Source organism: Mesorhizobium sp. M0011 (genome assembly GCF_040324155.1).
Classification (GTDB): domain Bacteria; phylum Pseudomonadota; class Alphaproteobacteria; order Rhizobiales; family Rhizobiaceae; genus Mesorhizobium.
On sequence record NZ_JAMYVQ010000037.1, the window covers coordinates 34238 to 53644 of the forward strand.

Here is a 19407-nt window from a genome sequence, read left to right on the forward strand (position 1 = left end):
CATCAATCTTGATCAATAGAATCAATATCAGGGTTCGATATGTCCGAGTGGTTGTCCAGGGAAGAAGCGCTGGAGAGGCTCAAGGTGCGGGCGCAGACGCTGTACGCCTATGTCAGCCGTGGGCGCATCGGCATGCGGCCCGACCGCGCCGATCCGCGCCGCAGCCAGTATCGTGCCGACGACATAGAAGCGCTGGCAACGCGGAGGGCGCGCGGACGGAGCCCATCAGCCATCGCTGAAAGCGCCATTGCCTGGGGCGAGCCCTCGATCGCAACGGCGATCTCGACCGTCTCGCACGGTCGGCTCATCTATCGCGGGCAGGACGCCGCGGTGCTCTCCGGGCACGCCACACTGGAAGAAGCCGCCGCAGTGCTCTGGGCTCTGCCGGAACCGGTGGCTTTCCAAGCACCGTCGCCGGATGCGCCCCATCAAGCCGGCCGGGCCTCGGCTTTTGCGCAACTTGCCGTGCTTGCCGGCCAAGGGCGTCCGTCACTTGGGCGCAGCGCCGCCTCGCTGCATGCCGACGCCGCGCACGCGGTCGGCGTGCTGGCCGGCGCGCTGGGCGCACCGGCAGGACCGGATCCCGTCCATCAGCGGCTGGCACAGGCCTGGTCGGTAGATGCCGGCGGCGCCGATGCGATCCGCCGCGCGCTTGTCCTGCTTGCCGATCATGAACTGAACGCGTCCACCTTCGCTGCGCGCGTCGCAGCCTCGACCGGCGCGCCGCTGGCCGCCTGCCTGCTGGCAGGGCTCGCGACGCTGTCCGGTCCTCGCCATGGCGGCGCCGGCGAGGCGGTGATGCAACTGGCCGAGGATGCGGCGCGGCATGGCGCCGATGCGGCGATTCGGCGCTGGCTCAGCCATGACCGGCCGCTGCCGGGGTTCGGTCATCAGCTCTATCCCGACGGCGACCCCCGAGGGGCAGCGCTTCTGTCGGTGATCGAGGTTGACGGCACACTATCGTCGCTGCGCGACGCTGCCTTTGCGGCGACCGGCGCGCTTCCCAACATCGACTTTGGGCTGGCCGCGCTGACGCGCAGTCTTGGCTTGCCGCGCGATACGCCGTTCCGCCTGTTTGCGCTCGCACGCAGCGTCGGCTGGGCAGCGCACACGGTCGAACAGATAACAAGCCGAAGTGTCATCAGGCCGCGCGGCCGCTATGAGGGCGTGCTGCCGTAAGATCGCAAGAGCGCTAAGCTCAGGACATCGTGTCGAGCTTGCGCTGCATGGCCGCGATCTGGTCCTTCAGTTCCTGAAGATCGTCGGGCTTGTCAGGTGTTTCCTTCCTGGCCGGCTCGGGCGACGGCGCAGCGGCCGGCGCGGTGCCGGCGGGCGGGAACGGCGTGAACAGCCGCATCGCATTCTGGAACATTTCCATGTTGCGGCGTGTCTGTTCCTCCAGCGCCTTGATCGGCGTAGTGATCTTCATCATGTCGAGCGGCGACTTGCCGATCGCCCCCTTCATCTGCTCGCGAAAGCGCTCCTGCTCCTTGGAAAAGGCGAGCATCGACTGTTCGAGGAAGCTCGGCACGATCATCTGCATCTGGTCGCCGTAATAAGCGATGAGCTGGCGCAGGAACGGGATCGGCAGCATGTTTTGCCCGTCCTTGTTCTCCAGTTCGAAGATGATCTGGGTCAGCACCGGATGCGTGATGTCGTCGCCGGTCTTGGCGTCCTGGACGGTGAACTCCTCGCCCTTCTTGACCATCTCGGCGAGGTCCTCGAGCGTCACATAGGTGCTGGTGCCGGTGTTGTAGAGGCGGCGATTGGCGTATTTCTTGATGATGATCGGATCGTCTTTAGCGGCCATCTACATCCTCCCGGGGACACCGGCGCGCCCCTGAGCAAGCCGCCGATAACGATTGTGCCTTTTTTTTGAGGATATGCGCAAAAGCTTCACAATTCCAAGCAGTTTGTGCAGTGCGGGATCACTAAATGCCGCATAGCAGGCAAAATATGCTGCGCAGCAATGGACGAATGGGCGCCATGGCAAGGCGCGACCTGCTTGCGGCGCATGGGCGCCATGCCCATTTCCGGTTTGACTTGGGGTTGGGAAAGGGCAAGAAAAGTCCTCAACGACAGAGCAACACCCTTGAAGTCTGGAGAAGAAAATGTCCGCTTCCATCGTCATTGCCAGTGCGGCGCGCACGCCGGTCGGCTCCTTCAACGGCGCCTTCGCCGCCACACCGGCGCATGAGCTCGGTGTCGTCGTCATCAGGGAATTGCTGTCGCGTGCCGGTGTCGAACCAGGCGAGGTCGACGAGGTCATCCTCGGCCAGGTGCTGACCGCCGCGCAAGGCCAGAACCCGGCCCGCCAGGCATCGATCAATGCTGGCTTGCCCAAGGAAACCACAGCCTGGGGCCTCAATCAGGTTTGCGGCTCGGGCCTGCGTGCCATTGCGCTCGGCATGCAGCAGATCGCCACCGGCGATGCCAAGGTCATCGTCGCCGGCGGCCAGGAATCGATGTCGCTTTCGACCCATGCCCAGCACCTGCGCGCCGGCGTCAAAATGGGCGACTTCAAGTTGATCGACACCATGATCAAGGACGGGCTGTGGGATGCCTTCAACGGTTATCACATGGGCAACACCGCCGAAAACGTGGCACGTCAGTTCCAGATCACCCGCGAAGACCAGGATCAGTTTGCGCTGGCTTCGCAGAACAAGGCCGAGGCCGCGCAAAAGGCCGGCAAGTTCAAGGACGAGATCGTCGCCGTCACACTCAAGGGCAAGAAGGGCGACACCATTGTCGACCAGGACGAATACATCCGCCATGGCGCCACGCTCGACGCCATGACCAAGCTGAAGCCGGCCTTTGACAAGGACGGCACGGTGACCGCCGCCAACGCCTCCGGCATCAATGACGGCGCCGCCGGCGCGCTGCTGATGAGCGAGGCGGAAGCGGTGAGGCGCGGCATCACCCCGCTGGCACGCATCGTGTCCTGGGCAACCGCCGGCGTCGATCCGCAGATCATGGGCACCGGCCCGATTCCAGCATCGCGCAAGGCCTTGGAAAAGGCCGGCTGGTCGGTCGGCGATCTCGACCTGGTCGAGGCCAACGAGGCCTTTGCCGCGCAGGCCTGCGCCGTCAATAAGGACATGGGCTGGGACCCCTCGATCGTCAACGTCAATGGCGGCGCCATCGCCATCGGCCACCCGATCGGTGCTTCCGGCGCCCGTGTCTTCAACACGCTGGTCTTCGAGATGCGCCGGCGCGGCGCCAAGAAGGGTCTCGCTACCCTGTGCATCGGCGGCGGCATGGGCGTCGCCATGTGCATCGAAGCACTCTGAAGAACTCGCTAACCGGGCGGCGCGAGCCGCCCGTTCTGTATTCAGTGCCTGCCAAGCCCGACAACAGGGCGGTATCAAAAAAAGGGGAAATGCATGACCAAGGTAGCAATCGTCACAGGCGGATCGCGCGGCATCGGCGCGGCGATCTCTATCGCATTGAAGACCGTCGGCTATTCGGTTGCCGCGAACTACGCCGGCAATGACGCCGCAGCGGCGAAATTCAAGGCCGAGACCGGCATTCCGGTCTACAAATGGTCGGTCGCCGACTATGATTCCTGCGCCGCCGGCATCAAGCAGGTCGAGGCCGATCTCGGCCCGGTCTCGGTGCTGGTCAACAATGCCGGCATCACCCGCGACGCCATGTTCCACAAGATCACGCGCGAGCAGTGGAAAGAGGTCATCGACACCAACCTGTCCGGCGTCTTCAACATGACGCATCCGCTGTGGAGCGGCATGCGCGACCGGAAGTTCGGCCGCGTCATCACCATCTCGTCGATCAACGGCCAGAAAGGCCAGGCCGGCCAGGTCAACTATTCCGCCGCGAAGGCTGGCGACATCGGTTTCAGCAAAGCCCTCGCTCAAGAGGGAGCTCGCGCGGGCATCACCGTCAACGTCATCTGCCCTGGCTACATCGCCACCGAGATGGTGAAGGCGATCGACGAGAGGGTGCTCAACGACCGCATCATCCCGCAAATCCCCGTCGGCCGCCTCGGCGAACCGGAAGAGATCGCGCGCTGCGTCGTCTTCCTCGCATCCGAAGATGCCGGCTTCATCACCGGCTCGACCATCACGGCCAACGGTGGCCAATACTTCGCCTGATGACGTGGCGATGTAGGAGATCGACGGGCCGGCACACCGGCCCGTTTCCGGCACGGTCCCTTTGACGTGCTCGCGACCGTAGCTGACCCAATTCGGCACGCGAAGGTTAACAGCCGGCAGCCGCCCTGTGCAAAAGCTCCCTGGCAACCTGTGGATTCTCGGTGGATAAACTGTTCACAACACAAGATATTGGGGTGAACAAATCGGGAAAATTACGCCATCGCTGATTCGTCGCCGATTCGTTCCGGTTATGAGCTGAGCGTTAACGACGACAGCCGGAATCGCCTGCCCAACTGCTTAACGCAGGTTAAGAAAGATCAACAATTTCATAATGTTGGTCGAGGCGCGCCAACCACCGTGATTGTTTCCAGGCAAAGGTTAACGGCAACGCCCTCTTAGCACGAAACGGGCCAGTTCAGCGATTCAGCATGTGGTGCGACTCGCGGTCGCGAAATCCACATGTAGCCGTGAACAAAAGCTGAATCTGCAGGAGTCACTGATTCGTCGCCGATTCGTTCCAGACTCGTTCTATCCGTTAATCCGCAGCCGGTTGAAAGCTTGACAAAACCACCTTCTCGCCGCCGGCGGAACATTCCGCTTTCGCTTCGCGCCCGAAATCCCTATGTGTCGCCTGTCATACGCGCCATTTGAGGCACGCTCCCGACAACCAGAGGCCAAGAAGCCTTATTTCCAGGTCCCAGAAGCCTTATTCTAGGTTGATGAACATCCAGCCCAAACACACCGAGCCGCTGATCCTGTCGGGCCGCGACGTGACCGCCGTGCTCGGGCCGACCAACACCGGCAAGACCCATCTCGCAATCGAGCGCATGGTGGCGCATGAGAGTGGTATCATCGGCCTGCCGCTCAGGCTGCTGGCGCGCGAGGTCTACGCCCGTGTCTGCGAAAAGGTCGGCGCCCACAAAGTGGCGCTGATCACCGGCGAGGAAAAGATCCAGCCGCCGGGCGCCAGATATTCGGTCTGCACGGTCGAGGCCATGCCGCGCGAGACCGACGCCGCCTTCGTCGCCATCGACGAAGTGCAGCTCGCCGGCGACCTCGAGCGTGGCCACATCTTCACCGACCGCATCCTGCATCTGCGCGGCCGCCAGGAAACGCTGCTGCTCGGTGCAGCCACCATGCACGGCATTCTGCAGCGCCTGCTGAGGGGTGTCTCGGTGGTGACGCGGCCGAGGCTGTCGCATCTTGCCTATGCCGGCTCCAAGAAGCTGACCCGCCTGCCGCGGCGCACGGCGATCGTCGCCTTCTCGGCCGACGAGGTCTACGCCATCGCCGAGCTGATCCGCCGCCAGCAGGGCGGTGCCGCTGTCGTGCTCGGCGCGCTCTCGCCGCGCACCCGCAACGCCCAGGTGGCGCTGTTCCAGTCCGGCGATGTCGATTATCTCATCGCCACCGATGCCATCGGCATGGGTCTCAACCTCGATCTCGACCACGTCGCCTTCGCCCAGAACCGCAAGTTCGACGGCTTCCAGTATCGCAACCTGACCGCGGCCGAGCTCGGCCAGATCGCCGGCCGCGCCGGCCGGCATCTGCGTGACGGTACGTTCGGCGTCACCGGCCAGGTCGACCCGCTGGACGAAGAGCTGATCAAGAAGATCGAAGGCCACGATTTCGATCCGGTGAAGGTGCTGCAGTGGCGCACCGCGCATTTCGACTTTGCCAGCCTCGACGCGCTGAAGCGCTCGATCGAGACCAACGCCCCCGTCGAGGGACTGACGCGGGCATTGCCTGCCGTCGATGCACAGGCGCTCGAGCATCTATCGCGCGACGAGGACATTCGCGCACTCACCACCAATGCCAAGCGCGTGGCGCTGCTGTGGGAAGCCTGCGCGCTGCCCGACTACCGCAGGATCGCGCCGGCGCAGCATGCCGACCTCATCGCTTCCATTTACACGGACCTCGCACGCTACGGCCATGTCGACGAGAATTACATGGCCGAGCAGGTGCGCCGCGCCGATACCACCGAGGGCGATATCGACACGCTGTCGCATCGCATTGCCCAGATCCGCACCTGGACATTCGTGTCGAACCGGCCCGGCTGGCTGGCCGATCAGGCACACTGGCAGGAAAAGACGCGCGAAATCGAAGACAGATTGTCGGATGCGCTGCATGAGCGGTTGACGAAACGCTTCGTAGACCGCAGGACTTCCGTCCTCATGCGGCGCCTTAGAGAAAATACCATGCCCGAAGCCGAAATTAGTCCTACCGGAACCGTCCTTGTCGAAGGCCACCATGTCGGCGAGTTGCAAGGGTTCCGCTTCACCGCCGACCAGACCGCCGGCGGCGAAGACGCCAAGGCGGTGCGCACCGCCGCCCAGAAGGCGCTGGCCGCCGAGTTCGAAGCGCGCGCCGAACGCTTCGGCGCCTCGGCCAATGGCGACATCGCGCTTGGCTCGGATGGTACGCTGCGCTGGATCGGCGCGCCGATCGGCACGCTGGTATCAGGCGAAGACGCGCTGAAGCCGCGCCTGGTGCTGCTGGCCGACGAACAGCTGACCGGCCCGGCGCGCGACAAGGTCGCCGCGCGTGCAGAGCGATTCGTCAATTTCCAGATCGAGTCGCTGCTGAAGCCGCTGGTCGACCTCAGGAACGCCGACCAGATTTCTGGCATCGGCCGCGGCATCGCCTTCCAGCTGGTCGAGAATTTCGGCCTCATCAACCGCCGCGACATCGCCGAGGAGATGAAGTCGCTCGACCAGGAAGGCCGCGCCGCCCTTCGCCGGCTTGGCGTGCGCTTCGGCGCCTACCATGTCTTCGTGCCGGCGCTGATCAAGCCGGCGCCTGCCGGGCTGGTGACATTGCTGTGGGCGCTGAAGAACGACGGCAAGGACAAGCCGGGCTTTGGCGACGTGGTCCATGCGCTCGCCTCGGGTCGCACCTCGGTGGTGATCGACCCTGCTTTCGACAAGACGTTCTACAAGCTTGCCGGCTACCGCAATCTCGGCCGTCGCGCCGTGCGCATCGACATACTGGAACGGCTGGCGGATCTGATCCGTCCGGCGACCAACTGGAAGCCCGGCCTCGGTCAGCGCCCGGACGGCGCCTATGACGGCCAGTCCTTCATGGTGACGCCGCCGATGATGTCGATCCTCGGCGCCACCGCCGACGACATGGAAGAAATCCTCAAGGGTCTCGGCTATCGTGCCGAGCCGAAGCCGGCCGTCGAGGTCAAGGCGCGGCTCGAAGCACAGGACAATGCCGCGCGCGAAGCGGCGGTGGCGAAGCTTGCGACGGAAGAAGCTGCACGAGCCGAGCAGGCCAAAGCGGCGGAAGCCGCGGCAACGGATGCCGCAGCAGAGGCAGCGGTCGAAGGATCGGAGCCGGCATCGGACGCAGTGGCCGTTTCGGAAACCGCGGCCGAAATTCCCGCCGAAATCACCTCCGGCGCCGCGGCTGAACCTGCTGCGCTTGCCGTGGAAGAACAGGCGGACGCTCCGGTCGAAACCGTGCAAGACGAAGCACCTGTAGCCGAGGCTGCGGCCGACGTCGCCGAACCGGCGCCGGTTGAACCGCAGGCAGAGACTGAGACTGCCGAGATCGAAGTTGCAGCGGCAGAAGAAGCTGCACCGGCCGAGCTGGAGTCAAATGACGCGCCGGCAACGGACGCCGCGCCGGACGAACCTGTGGCGGTGACTGAAGCAGCCGTCGGCGAACCCGCTCCGGAGGCCGAAGCGCCAAAACCCATCCTGTTGTGGCGGCAGGGCCGCTTCGAACAGCGGCCGCGCAACCGCGACGACAGCCGCAGGAACAATCGCCCACGCAACGGACAAGCGCGCGGCCGAAGCGATGCACCCGTGGATACCGCCGGCGCACCGGCCGTAGCTGCACCCGGAGAACGTCCGGCCCATGAAGGACGGCGCGATGGTGCCGGCAAGCCGCGCTTCGACCGCTCGAAATTCAAACCCAAGCCGCAGGCCGAAGGCGAACAGCGGCGTGACGGCAGGGCGCAGGGCGAGCGTCCCGACCGCCGCGAGGGTCGTCCCGACTGGAAGGGTGGCAGGCCGGATGCCAAAGGTGGTCCGCAAGGCGGCAAGCCGGCCTTCCAGCCGAAGCCGCGCGAGGAGCGCCCGGTGCGTTTCGATCCGGATTCGCCCTTCGCGAAGCTCGCCGCATTGCGCGACCAGTTGAAGAAGTAGAACCCGGCTCGCTTCGATGGTTGCCGAAGGCCGCCAGCGCATCGACAAATGGCTGTTCTTCTCACGCGCCGTGAAATCGCGCTCGCTGGCGGCAAAACTGGTCGTCGCCGGCCGCGTTCGCATCAATCGCGACAAAGCAGCGCAGGCCTCCGATCAGGTCAAGCCAGGCGACGTCCTGACCATCACGCTCGAGCGGCGCATCTTCATCTGGAAGGTGCTCGGCGCCGGTACGCGGCGCGGCCCGGCCGAGGAGGCCCGTACGCTCTACGAGGATATGTCGCCACCGCCCGCACCGAAGGGCGAAGCCCCTCCCGATGCAATTCCGGGGCTGCGCGAGGCCGGCAGCGGCCGCCCGACCAAGAAGGAACGTCGCCAGACCGACCGATTGCTCGGCGAAGACTGATGCCTGGCGTCCAAAAACACGCAGCGGTTTTGGGACAACGGCACGCCTGAGACGAGAACTGAGCCCGGCAAACAGACGCTCTGCGGGACATGACTGACTTCCGCCGGGCCTGCAGTCTGGAATTCCATTCCGGAAACACCGGCACCGTCCGCAATGGCTACCCTTGCAAGCGGTCGACAAAGGCGTTACCTGACGGAAAAAGCCCAACAAAATGGGACGTCCCGGAGCCGACCGATGACCTATGTCGTGACCGACAATTGCATCAAATGCAAATACATGGACTGCATCGAAGTCTGTCCGGTCGACTGTTTCTACGAAGGCGAGAACATGCTCGTCATCCATCCCGACGAGTGCATCGACTGCGGCGTTTGCGAGCCGGAATGCCCGGCCGACGCGATCAAGCCTGACACCGAACCCGGCCTCGACAAATGGCTGCAGGTCAACACCGAATACGCCGACAAATGGCCCAACATCACCGCCAAGAAGGAACCGCCGGCCGACGCCAAATCCTTCGACGGCGAGGCCGGCAAGTTCGAGAAATACTTCTCGGCAGAGCCCGGCGAAGGCGATTGACAACACGGCCGCAAAGGCCGGTATTACGCTGGGTAAGAGGCACGTCGCATTAACCGGCTTGACAGGCGGCGCTGGCCTGTGGCCTTCGCTTGTGCAGCAAAACCTTGATTCTTCCGACTTTTTGTGTTACATCAGCGAAACATGCCGGTGACACAACGTCGATTTATGGCGCAGACGCCCCAAATCACTGAAAGGTGAAAATCCCATTCGGACCAGAGCGATCTGGGCCAGGCGGTCGCAATTGCCGGTCCGGCTTTTCCGATGGGTTCATCTGTTGTGCGGCTAACGATCGGCTTCCCCGATCGCGCGAGTTCGGACCGGCAGGACGCCGGTGCCACAACAAGGAGTTCAGGGCGTAATGGTAACGATCACCCCGCAGAAGAAGTCCACCGCTGCGCGTCACGGTTTCAAGACCGGCGAATACATCGTCTACCCGGCGCACGGCGTCGGCCAGATCGTCTCGATCGACGAGCAGGAAGTTGCTGGACACAAGCTGGAACTGTTCGTCATCGACTTCTCGAAGGACAAGATGCGCCTGAAGGTTCCGGTTGCCAAGGCGACCTCCATCGGCATGCGCAAGCTGTCGGAAGAGGATTATGTCGAGCGCGCGCTGAAGGTCGTGCAGGGCCGCGCCCGCGTCAAGCGCACCATGTGGTCGCGCCGCGCCCAGGAATATGATGCGAAGATCAATTCGGGCGACCTGATCTCGATCTCGGAAGTCGTGCGCGACCTCTACCGCGCCGACAACCAGCCGGAGCAGTCCTATTCCGAGCGCCAGCTCTATGAGGCGGCGCTCGACCGCATGGCCCGCGAGATCGCGGCCGTCAACCGCATGTCGGAAACCGAAGCCGTGCGCTTGATCGAGGTCAACCTCAACAAGGGCCCTAAGCGTGGCGCCAAGGCCGACAATGAAGAGGCCGAGCAGGAAGAAGCTGCCTGATCTCGTCACCTCTGAATTGATGAAAAGCCCGGCCTCGTGAACTGACCCCCGAAAGTTGGACATCAACCTTCGGGGGTTTTCATGTCCAAACACAGCGAGAGTTTGAAGCGCACTGTTGTTGATCGTTATTTGAGTGGTGAAGAGAGCTATGCGAGCGCCGGTGCAGCCGACGGCGTAGATGCTGCGACGGTACGCAAATGGGTTGCGAGCTATCAAGCGCACGGGGTTGCCGGCCTCGCTCGCAAGCTCAGCCACTATGACGGCGAGTTCAAGCTGTCGGTTCTGCACCGGATGTGGGAGGATGGACTGTCCTGCCGACAGACGGCCGCGCTGTTCAATATCCGCAACGCCGGCTGCCTTCCGGACTGGGAGAGGCGCTACGAAGCCGGTGGGATAGAGGCGCTCGCGCCGCGCCGCAGAGGAAGGCCGCGATCGATGTCAGACCCGCCGTCGCCTGGCGAGCCGCCCGTGGCGCAGAGTGATGAGACCAAGAGCCGCGAAGAGCTGCTTGCGGAACTGAACCATCTGCGCATGGAGAACGCCTACCTAAAAAAACTGGAGGCCTTAACGCAGGGACACGCGCCCAAAAAGCGCAAGCTGTCCAAGCGTTAAGGCTGCTCTATCCGCTCGATGGTCTGCTCAAACTGGCAGGGCTTTCCCGCAGCACGTTCTACTATCGACAGAAGGCGTCCCGCGTCGACCGCCATGCTGGTCTCAAGGAGAAGATCAGAGCCGTCTTCGACAGCCACAAGGGCCGCTACGGTTATCGCCGGGTGGCTGCTGCACTGCGCCGGCTCGGTCATGTCGTCAATCACAAGGCGGTGCAGTGTCGGATGGTGGAGATGGGATTGAAGTCGCTGGTCAGGCCGAAGAAGTATCGCTCCTACAAAGGCGGCATCGGAAGGACGGCTCCCGATCTCATTCAACGCCAGTTCAACGCTGACAGCGCCACGCAAAGGCAATTGCCTCGACAACGCACCTATCGAGAGCTTCTTCGCAACACTCAAATCCGAGCTCTTCTACCCCAATACCTTCGAGAACGTTCAGAGCCTCAAGGCCAGCATCGAGGATTACATCCACTACTACAATCATGATCGCATCAAACTGAAACTGAAAGGGCTGAGCCCTGTGCAATACAGAACCAGCCCTTAAATCTGCCGCCACCTTAAACTGTCCAACTTTAAGGGGTCAGTTCATCGCGCCGGGTTTTTTGCTTTCTGGAAAATGGTGCTGAATCGAGGGCCGCGCTTACACCTCGCCGCCGCCTTCCTTCTCAGCCTCCTGCTTCAGCGTTGCAATGAACCGCTTCGTCCGTTGCTGCTCCGGATTGTTGAACAGCACCGCGGCCGGCCCTTTCTCGACGACGACGCCGGCATCGAGGAACACCACTTCCCGGGCGATCTTGGAGGCGAGGCGCAGATCATGCGTCGCCATCACCATGGTCGTGCCTTCGCTGGCGAGCTTGCCAAGCACGTCGACCACCTCTTGCGCCAGTTCCGGGTCGAGCGCCGAAGTCGGCTCGTCGCAGAGCAGCACTTTCGGTGACGGCGCCAACGCGCGGGCGATCGCCACGCGCTGCTGCTGGCCGCCCGACAAGGTCGCTGGCCAAGCATCGGCCTTGTGCGCCATCCCCACCTTCTCCAGCAAAGCCAGCGCCCGCTCGCGTGCCCTCTCAGGCGGCCATCTCAGCACCGTCACCAGCCCTTCCATGACATTCTCGATCGCGGTGCGATGCGGAAACAGTTGAAAATTCTGAAACACCATGCCGGTCTGCAGCCGCAGGCGCTGGATATCCCTGGCCGGAACCCTGCCGCCGGGGTGGAATTCGAGCGTCTCGTCGCCGATCCGCACCGTGCCCGAAGTCGGAATCTCCAGGAGGTTGATGCAGCGCAGCAGGGTGCTCTTCCCCCCGCCCGAAGGTCCGACCAGCGCCGTGACGCTGCCTTCGGCAATGGTGACTGTCACGCCCTTCAACACGAGATTGTCGCCGAAGCGCTTTTCGATGTTGCTGAGGCCGATCATGAGCGTGCCTCCAGGAAGCCGCCATAGCGGTTGAGCCGGATCTCCAGCCGCGTCTGCAAGGCCGACAGCACCGAACTCAGCGCCAGATAAAGGATCGCCGCCTCGACATAGAGGATCAGCGGCTCATAGGTGGTGGCGACGATGCGCTGCGCCGCCTGGAACATCTCCGGCACGGTGATGGCGGCGGCCAGCGACGTGTCCTTGACCAGCGAGATGAAGGTGTTGGAGAGCGGCGGCACCGCGACCCGGCCGGCTTGCGGCAGAATGGTGCGCCGCATCGCCTGGCCCCAGGTCATGCCGATCGAATAGGCGGCTTCCCACTGGCCTTTCGGCACCGAGCCTATTGCCGCGCGAATGATTTCCGACGTGTAGGCGCCGATGTTCAAGGTAAAGCCGATCAGCGCCGCCGTGAAGGCGTCGAGCAGGATCCCGACCGACGGCAGGCCGTAGAAGATGAGGAACAGCTGCACCAGCAGCGGCGTACCGCGGAAGATCCAGACATAGAAGCGCACCAGCGCGACCAGCGGCTTGGGGCCGAACAGCCGGGCGAGTGCAGCACCCAGGCCGACCGTCAAGCCGAGAGCAAAGGACAATAGCGTCAGCGGCACGGTGAAGATCAGCGCCGCCCACAGGAGCGAAGGCAGCGACTCCAGCATCAGTTGCAGCCAGTGCGGCACGTAAGACCCTCCAGATTGGTCGAAGCAGCTTGGTCAAAGCAAGAATGCGTCGGCCATATCACGACAAAAGCGGCGGGCCGTCAAAGACGGCTCGCCGCTCGATGTGTCTGGGCCGCGGACCGGCCCGCCTCATGGATTACTTCGAAACGTCTTGGCCGAAATAGGTGTCGGAGATCTTCTTGTAGGTGCCGTCGGCCTTGATGTCGGCCAGCGCCTTGTTGATCGCGGCGACCAGCTCCGGATCGCCCTTGCGCACGATGACGCCGGAATAGTCGGCGTTTTCCTCTTGCGCGGCGATCCTCACATTGGCGTCGGGCTTGTGCTTCTTGAAGTCGAGGAACGACAGACTGTCATTGATCGTGGCGTCGGCGCGGCCGGTCAGAAGCAGCTGGATCGACTGGTCGAAGCCATCGGTGCCGACCAGTTCGGCGCCGTTCGTTTCGGCCAGCTTGCCGAAATTCGAGGTCAGCGACTGCGCCGACTTCTTGCCCTTGAGATCGGCGAAGCTCTTGATGTCGGTGTTGTCGCCGCGCACGATCAGCACCGCCTTGGAGGCGATGTAGGGATCGGAGAAGTCGTACTTTGCCTTGCGGGCGTCGGTGATGCCGACCTGATTGATAACGGCATCGTAGCGATTGGCGTCGAGGCCGGCGATCAGTCCATCCCACTTGCCTTCGAGGAACTCGGCCTTGACGCCAAGCTTGTCGGCGATCGCCTTGGCGATTTCGACGTCGAAGCCGACCAGTGCACCGGACGTGTCATGGTAGGTGAACGGCGCATAGGTGCCTTCCGTGCCGACCTTGATGACACCGGCGTGCTTGATCTGGTCGAGATTGGGGCCGGCATGGCCTGCAGTGACAGCCAGGGCCTGCAGCGTTCCGGCGATGATGAGCGACTTGAGCCATTTCATTTTTCTGTGATCCCGTCCTTGGCCGGCTGGCCGGCATATTTGTGAGCGCTGGAAACTGACAGATGCAAGCCGAAAAAATAAGGAACAGAATTTCAAAAACAACCGGTTTATGAAACCTAATTCTCCAAATGGCACTTCTGCTCGTCATCGCAGCCATCACGAACCGTCCTGGGAATCCTTCAGGCAACACAATCCCGCCGCCACGGTCGCGGAACCTTTCCCGCGCATGGCAGTTCTGGCTGTTGTAGGGCACGACGCCGCCATTTCAAGCCGGGCGCCAGCCAAGTTTGCAAAGTCATCCGCACCACCCAGGGAGCGCCTCATGATGGAAGACACGGCAGGACGGATCATGGTCCGCGCGGCAATGAAGGCTCCCTACCTCGAGCGTGACGAAGAGCATCGGCTTGCATTGCTCTGGAAAGAGGATAACGACCAGAACGCGCTGCACAGCATCACCGTCGCCCATATGCGGCTGGTCATTTCCATGGCCTCCAAATTCCGCCATTACGGCCTGCCGCTCGGCGACCTGGTTCAGGAGGGCCATGTCGGACTGCTCGAGGCCGCCGCTCGCTTCGAACCGGAGCGCGAGGTGCGGTTCTCGACCTATGCGACATGGTGGATTCGCGCCTCGATGCAGGACTATATCCTGCGCAACTGGTCTATCGTGCGTGGTGGCACCAGCTCGGCCCAGAAGGCGCTGTTCTTCAATTTGCGACGCCTGCGCGCGCGGTTGGCGAATGGCACGGAGCCGCTCTCCAACGCCACGCTCTATCGCGAGGTGTCGGAGGCGCTTGGCGTCTCCGAAGCCGATGTGGCGATGATGGATTCGCGGCTCTCGGCGCCCGACTCCTCGCTCAACATGCCTATTGCCGACGATGCGGGTTCGACCGAGCGCATGGATTTCCTGATTTCGGACGATCCGCTGCCCGACGAGATCGTCGGCGACAAGATCGATGTCGCGCGCCGCTCGCTCTGGCTGAGGGAGGCGCTTCGCGCGCTCAACGCACGGGAACTGAGGATCATCGAGGAACGGCGGCTGAACGACGAGGGCGCAACACTCGAAGCGCTCGGCGAAACGCTCGGCATCTCCAAGGAACGCGTCCGCCAGATCGAGGCCCGCGCCATGGAAAAGCTCAAGGTCGCATTGGTGAAGCAGAATCCGGAGTTCATGGCGACTGCCGCCTGAACGGCGGCAGGCGTCCAGCGGCGCCTACTTGTCGGTGACGATCTTGACCTTGTCGCCGGCCGAAACCGCGGCACCGGGCGACAGCGCATTGAGCACGCGGAACAGGTCGAGCTTGCGGTCGACGCCGACCATCTGCGCCGAAAGCGAACCCATCGTCTGCCCAGGCTGGACGGTGACGACGCGGATGTGCAGCGGCTTCAGCGCCGTCTTTTCGGCAGCGCTCAAAATCCGGAACGAGCCGCTGACCGAGCGGGCGATCGTGTCCAGCGACGTGCTGGCGGAAGGGGCCGCGGTCAGCAGCCGGTAGACCTGGCCGCCGGCGCGGATCACCGCAATGTCGAACTGCCAGCCTTCGGCGCCGGCATGCGCGGTCGCCGCCTCATTGCCGTTGATGGTTTCCTGCTTGACGCTGCTGTCGACGAGACCAGCCACCCAGCCGCTGCGGATATAGTCCGTCAGCGCCCGGTTCTTGTCGATGGAGACGCCATCGAAACGGATCGCTATGTCGCCGGGGCCGGTGGCCGTCACCGCTGCCGCCGAATTGTCGATGATGAAGCCGTCCGGCACCGTGAACGACACGCCAAGGCCCGGGTGCAGGAAGGTTTCGCCGCGCACATAGCCTTCCTCGGGTGTGTCGCCATAGAGCAGGCCGTCTATGCCGGCGAGGAAGGAATCGCGGTCTCGCGTGCCGACGCCCGGCGCGCCGAACTGGCGGGCATGGCGCTGCGCCAGATCGATGCGCTGCGGCGTGTTGGGGTGCGTGGCCAGGAAGTCCAGGCTGGCATCGGTGGCGCCGCTGATCGAGCGGAAATCGGTATAGGCCGACATCGATTGAAGGAAGCGGCCTGCGGCGAAAGGATCGTAGCCGGCCTCGCCGATCGATTTGATGCCGATGGCGTCGGCTTCCAGCTCCTGGTTGCGCGAAAATTGCGCCAGCCTCAGCTTGCCGCGGATCAACGCCGCCTTGGCGGTCGGGCTGTCGCCGAGCACGTCCGAAACCACCTTGGTGGCCAGGCCTTCCTCGGCCTCCAGTTGCTGGCGCTGCAGGCCGTGATTGGCGGTGACGTGGCCCATCTCATGCGCGATGACGGCGGCAAGCTCGGCCGAATCATTGGCCAGCGCCAGGAGGCCGCGGGTGATGTAGAGATAGCCGCCCGGCAGCGCGAATGCGTTGACGTTGGGCGAATTTAAAATGGTGATGCGATAGGTCTGTGTCGGGTTGGCGGACACCACCGTCAAACTACCGACCACCTTGGCGACCATGCGTTCGAGCTTGGGGTCGGAATATTCACCGCCATAAGTCGCCAGGATGCGCGGGTGCTGCGCCTTGGCCAATTCGGCGAGCTTGTTGTTGGCGCCGACATTGTCCACCGTGATCGGCTTGTCGGAAGGCTGGAAGCCGGATTCCTGAACTTCCGGCGGCGTGAACATCTGGCAGCTTGCCAACGCCACGGCAAAACCGGCCAGCGCGAGAAAACGCGCCAGCGGTTTCATTCCCAATGTGTTAGCGCCGATCGCCAGAACGGCTTCCTTTCGGGTCCCGGCGCATGACCACGAAAATCGGGGGCGATCTTCGGAACGTGTCATGCGCTATCTCAAACTGCTGCAGCATCCGTGCCCGTCCCTTAGGGCGGGCGGCGGATACTGCAGGCAAATCACGGCCTGTGCCGGACCGGTAGGGCGGACCTAGCCACACTCCCCCGGTCATGGCAAGCAAACGCCACATCGCCTGGAGCCGGTTTGACCGTAAATTATGTCCGCTTCCGGGCAACATCGCGTGATGTGGAATATCCAGTACCCGCGCCGATATAGCGCCGGAACGCCTCCGGACCAGCCCCGGTAAAGAAATCATCAGCCTTGCCGGTTGCGGCCACCAACCCATTGTCGACAAACACCATGTGCTCGCCGATGCGGCGTGCATCCTCGGGCTGGTGGGTGACAAATAGCACCGTCATGGCGCGTTCGGCATGAACGGCAGCAACCAGATCCAGCATCTCGTCGCGCAAAGCGGGTCCGAGCGAAGCAAAGGGCTCGTCGAGCAGCAACACCGGTCGGTCGCGCACCAGCACGCGGGCCAGTGCGACGCGCTGGCGTTCGCCCCCGGAGAGCTCGCGCGGCAGGCGTTTCTCCTTGCCCGCGAGACCGGTGCGCGCAAGCGCCTCGGCGACCGCGACGCGGTCCGCCTCGGTCAGTCCCAGGGAGGGCGAGCGGCCGAGCCCGACATTCTGCTCGACGGAAAGATGCGCGAAGAGATTGTTCTCCTGGAACACCATCGACACCGGCCGCGCCGAGGCCGGCTCGGCGCTGACATCGGCCCCGCCGATCAGCACGCGGCCCGATTGTGGGGTCTCGAAGCCGGCGACCAGATTGAGCAGCGTCGACTTGCCCGAACCGCTCGGACCCATGATGGCGGTGATCTTCGCCGTGGCGAACTCGACGTCGAAGACAAGTGGCGCATCGCCATAGCTGCCATAACTGAACGACACATTGTCTAGCCGCACCGGCGCGCCCTTTTCGAGCCTGTTGGCCGCCCTCTCACGCATCGCGGACCTTCTCCCTTCCCAGCCAGTGCGCCGCCACGATCAACGCGAGACAGACGAAGCCGAGCAGCAGTGCCAGGCCGGCGGCATCCTCGGTGTGGTAGCTGCCCATCCGTGCCAGAAGAAGGTAGGGCAATGTCTGCACGGAATCACTGCCGAACAGGGCAATGACACCGAGATCGCCGAGCGACAGCGCCATGGCGAAAGCGAAGGCCGTGGCGAGCGGTCGCCGCAGCGACGGCCAGTCGACCAGCATCAGCCGGTTCCAGCCCGCAATGCCGAGCTGTGCGCAGAGCCGTTCGTGACGCTCGCTCGCCGCATCATAGGCGGGACGCACGGCGCGTAGGGCGAACGGCATCGCCATCACCGCATTGACGGTGACGACCATGACCGGGGCGATGGCGAAGGCATCGCCGACATGGCGCAGCAACAGGAACCAGCCAGCGCCGACGACGATCGGCGGCACGACAAGGACAAAACCGGCGCCTGTATCGGTGGCGCGTTCGAGCAGTGTCTTTGCGCCGGCACGGCGGTTCAGCGCCAGTGCCCGCCGCGCCATGGTCAGCGCCAGCGACAGCATCACCGAAAGCAGCGCCGACAGGAAGGCGAGCGCTGCGCTGGTCAGCGTTGCCTGCCGGACGGTGGCCTCGCTGGCCAAACGGCCGAGGTCCGCACCCAACCCGGCCACCACGGTTGCCGCCATCGGCCCAACGACGAACAGCAGCGCCAGGATGATGACTAGCGCGTTCAACCAGGTCTCGCTCCGATTGACCGAGAGATAGCGGCGTTGCGCGACCGGCAAATTGGTGTCGCCGACCACATTGGCGCCTAGGCGCGTGAGGGCCAGCACAACGATAAAGGTCAAGGCGATCTGCAACAGCGTCAGTGTAACGGCCCGCGCGGGATCGAAATCGAAGCGCAGCGCCTGGTAGATGCCGACCTCAAGCGTCGTCGCGGCCGGCCCGCCGCCGAGCGTCAGCACGATGGTGAAGGATGTGATGCAGAGCATGAACACCAGCCCGGCGACGCCGGGCAGTGCGGCGCGCAGCGTTGGCCATTCGATCAGCCGGAACGCCGGCCGCGCCGCCATGCCGAGCTGGCTCGCCAACCGCCATTGGTCGGCCGGTATGGTCTGCAGCGCCTCGAGGAACAGCCGCGTCGCCAGCGGCAGGTTGAAGAAGACATGGGCGACGAGGATGCCGGACAGGCCATAGATGCCCGGCCAGCTTCCCCCGCCGATCACAGCAAACACGCCGGCGAAATAGCCGGCACGGCCATAAAGCGCCAGGATGCCGAGTGCTGCGACAATAGCCGGCAGCGCCAACGGCACGGCGAATATCTGCAGGATGAAGGCGCGACCGAAGAAACGTGGATGTCGCGACAGAGCGCGCGCCACGAACAGCGCCGGGATGACCGAAAGCAGCGTCGAGAGCGCCGCTTGCCAGAGCGTGAAGCGAATGACGCGAAGCAGATAGGGATCTAAGGCTGCCCAGGCGCCCGAGAAATCATGGGCGCCCTCGAAAAGCAGGCCGGCAAACGCGCCGCCGATCAGCAGCGCGATTGCAGCGAGCGCGAGGGTGCCAGCGGTGATGCGGGGGTCAGACGCGCGTTGCACGCTGGACCACCATTCTTTCCATCGCGGCAATTACAAAGGATTGCGTTCCTTGGCGCCCCCCTCTGTCCTGCCGGACATCTCCCCCTCCAGGGGGGAGATCGGCCGCCACCCATGCTTCCGCTAGTCTCCAACGTTGCCGGACTATAACCAGCAACGACACTGCCAATCTTCCCCCTGTTTGGACCGGAGACATCGCGAACAGGTGTGCGAGGACATCGCGAACAGTTTTGTCACTTATCGTCTGCAGAGGTTGAGGTCGACTGTTTCTATTTTCTGAT

15 protein-coding genes and 1 pseudogene are annotated in these 19407 nt (G+C 63.6%); 9 read left to right on the top strand and 7 right to left on the bottom strand.

All coding sequences use genetic code 11. The annotated features are described in order from the left end of the window. Nucleotides 1-39: 39 nt before the first annotated feature. The gene (locus NKK51_RS28450) at nucleotides 40-1179 is read left to right on the top strand and encodes a citrate/2-methylcitrate synthase (RefSeq protein WP_352555445.1); all 1140 of its coding nucleotides are present in this window, start codon (nucleotides 40-42) and stop codon (nucleotides 1177-1179) included. A gap of 19 nt (nucleotides 1180-1198) precedes the next feature. Here NKK51_RS28450 and phaR read toward each other — a convergent pair whose 3' ends face one another. Next, entirely contained in the window at nucleotides 1199-1810 is a 612-nt protein-coding gene (gene phaR, locus NKK51_RS28455) for a polyhydroxyalkanoate synthesis repressor PhaR (protein WP_023814312.1), read from the bottom strand. Between the two features lie 301 nt (nucleotides 1811-2111). Here phaR and NKK51_RS28460 point away from each other — a divergent pair, with 301 nt between their 5' ends. From NKK51_RS28460 to NKK51_RS28490, 7 genes and pseudogenes are all read left to right on the top strand, one after another. After that, nucleotides 2112-3290: an acetyl-CoA C-acetyltransferase gene (locus NKK51_RS28460; RefSeq protein WP_023814311.1), complete on the top strand. Its 1179-nt coding sequence runs from the start codon at nucleotides 2112-2114 to the stop codon at nucleotides 3288-3290. Between the two features lie 93 nt (nucleotides 3291-3383). Continuing rightward, nucleotides 3384-4109 (top strand): acetoacetyl-CoA reductase, encoded by a 726-nt coding sequence (phbB, locus tag NKK51_RS28465; protein ID WP_023814310.1) that lies wholly within the window; start codon nucleotides 3384-3386, stop codon nucleotides 4107-4109. 719 nt (nucleotides 4110-4828) lie between these two features. Further along, a complete protein-coding gene (locus NKK51_RS28470; protein WP_352555447.1) occupies nucleotides 4829-8263 on the top strand; it encodes a helicase-related protein in 3435 nt (1144 codons plus the stop codon). Between the two features lie 16 nt (nucleotides 8264-8279). Continuing rightward, nucleotides 8280-8666, top strand: coding sequence for an RNA-binding S4 domain-containing protein (locus NKK51_RS28475; protein ID WP_127297242.1), 387 nt, complete (start codon nucleotides 8280-8282; stop codon nucleotides 8664-8666). Nucleotides 8667-8900: 234 nt separating this feature from the next. After that, the gene (fdxA, locus tag NKK51_RS28480) at nucleotides 8901-9239 is read left to right on the top strand and encodes a ferredoxin FdxA (protein WP_023699302.1); all 339 of its coding nucleotides are present in this window, start codon (nucleotides 8901-8903) and stop codon (nucleotides 9237-9239) included. 358 nt (nucleotides 9240-9597) lie between these two features. Next, complete coding sequence (locus NKK51_RS28485) at nucleotides 9598-10179, top strand: CarD family transcriptional regulator (protein ID WP_352555450.1); 582 nt, start codon at nucleotides 9598-9600, stop codon at nucleotides 10177-10179. A gap of 81 nt (nucleotides 10180-10260) precedes the next feature. Beyond that, nucleotides 10261-11331, top strand: a pseudogene (locus NKK51_RS28490) (IS3 family transposase). A gap of 96 nt (nucleotides 11332-11427) precedes the next feature. Here the strand turns inward: NKK51_RS28490 and NKK51_RS28495 are convergent. From NKK51_RS28495 to NKK51_RS28505, 3 genes are all read right to left on the bottom strand, one after another. Continuing rightward, nucleotides 11428-12201 carry an amino acid ABC transporter ATP-binding protein gene (locus tag NKK51_RS28495; protein ID WP_352555452.1) on the bottom strand — a complete coding sequence of 258 codons (774 nt, stop codon included), beginning with the start codon at nucleotides 12199-12201 and terminating at the stop codon, nucleotides 11428-11430. Further along, nucleotides 12198-12878 (bottom strand): amino acid ABC transporter permease, encoded by a 681-nt coding sequence (locus NKK51_RS28500; RefSeq protein ID WP_031213968.1) that lies wholly within the window; start codon nucleotides 12876-12878, stop codon nucleotides 12198-12200. The genes NKK51_RS28495 and NKK51_RS28500 overlap by 4 nt, the downstream gene beginning before the upstream one ends. A 136-nt stretch (nucleotides 12879-13014) precedes the next feature. Continuing rightward, nucleotides 13015-13788, bottom strand: a complete 774-nt coding sequence (locus NKK51_RS28505) for an amino acid ABC transporter substrate-binding protein (RefSeq protein ID WP_023814302.1) — start codon at nucleotides 13786-13788, stop codon at nucleotides 13015-13017. 322 nt (nucleotides 13789-14110) lie between these two features. Between NKK51_RS28505 and NKK51_RS28510 the strand changes: the two genes are divergently transcribed. Next, the gene (locus NKK51_RS28510; protein WP_023814301.1) at nucleotides 14111-14974 is read left to right on the top strand and encodes an RNA polymerase factor sigma-32; all 864 of its coding nucleotides are present in this window, start codon (nucleotides 14111-14113) and stop codon (nucleotides 14972-14974) included. Nucleotides 14975-14998: 24 nt separating this feature from the next. On the opposite strand, the gene NKK51_RS28515 is transcribed toward NKK51_RS28510, so the two are convergent. The 3 genes from NKK51_RS28515 to thiP form a co-directional block, all read right to left on the bottom strand. Continuing rightward, complete coding sequence (locus NKK51_RS28515) at nucleotides 14999-16468, bottom strand: M48 family metalloprotease (protein WP_127297425.1); 1470 nt, start codon at nucleotides 16466-16468, stop codon at nucleotides 14999-15001. A 257-nt stretch (nucleotides 16469-16725) separates the two neighbouring features. Continuing rightward, on the bottom strand, nucleotides 16726-17517 hold the full coding sequence (gene thiQ, locus NKK51_RS28520) for a thiamine ABC transporter ATP-binding protein (protein WP_352555454.1): 792 nt from the start codon (nucleotides 17515-17517) through the stop codon (nucleotides 16726-16728). Beyond that, nucleotides 17510-19129 (bottom strand): thiamine/thiamine pyrophosphate ABC transporter permease, encoded by a 1620-nt coding sequence (thiP, locus tag NKK51_RS28525; RefSeq protein WP_352555455.1) that lies wholly within the window; start codon nucleotides 19127-19129, stop codon nucleotides 17510-17512. Before thiP ends, thiQ begins: the two co-directional genes overlap by 8 nt. Nucleotides 19130-19407 lie beyond the last annotated feature (278 nt).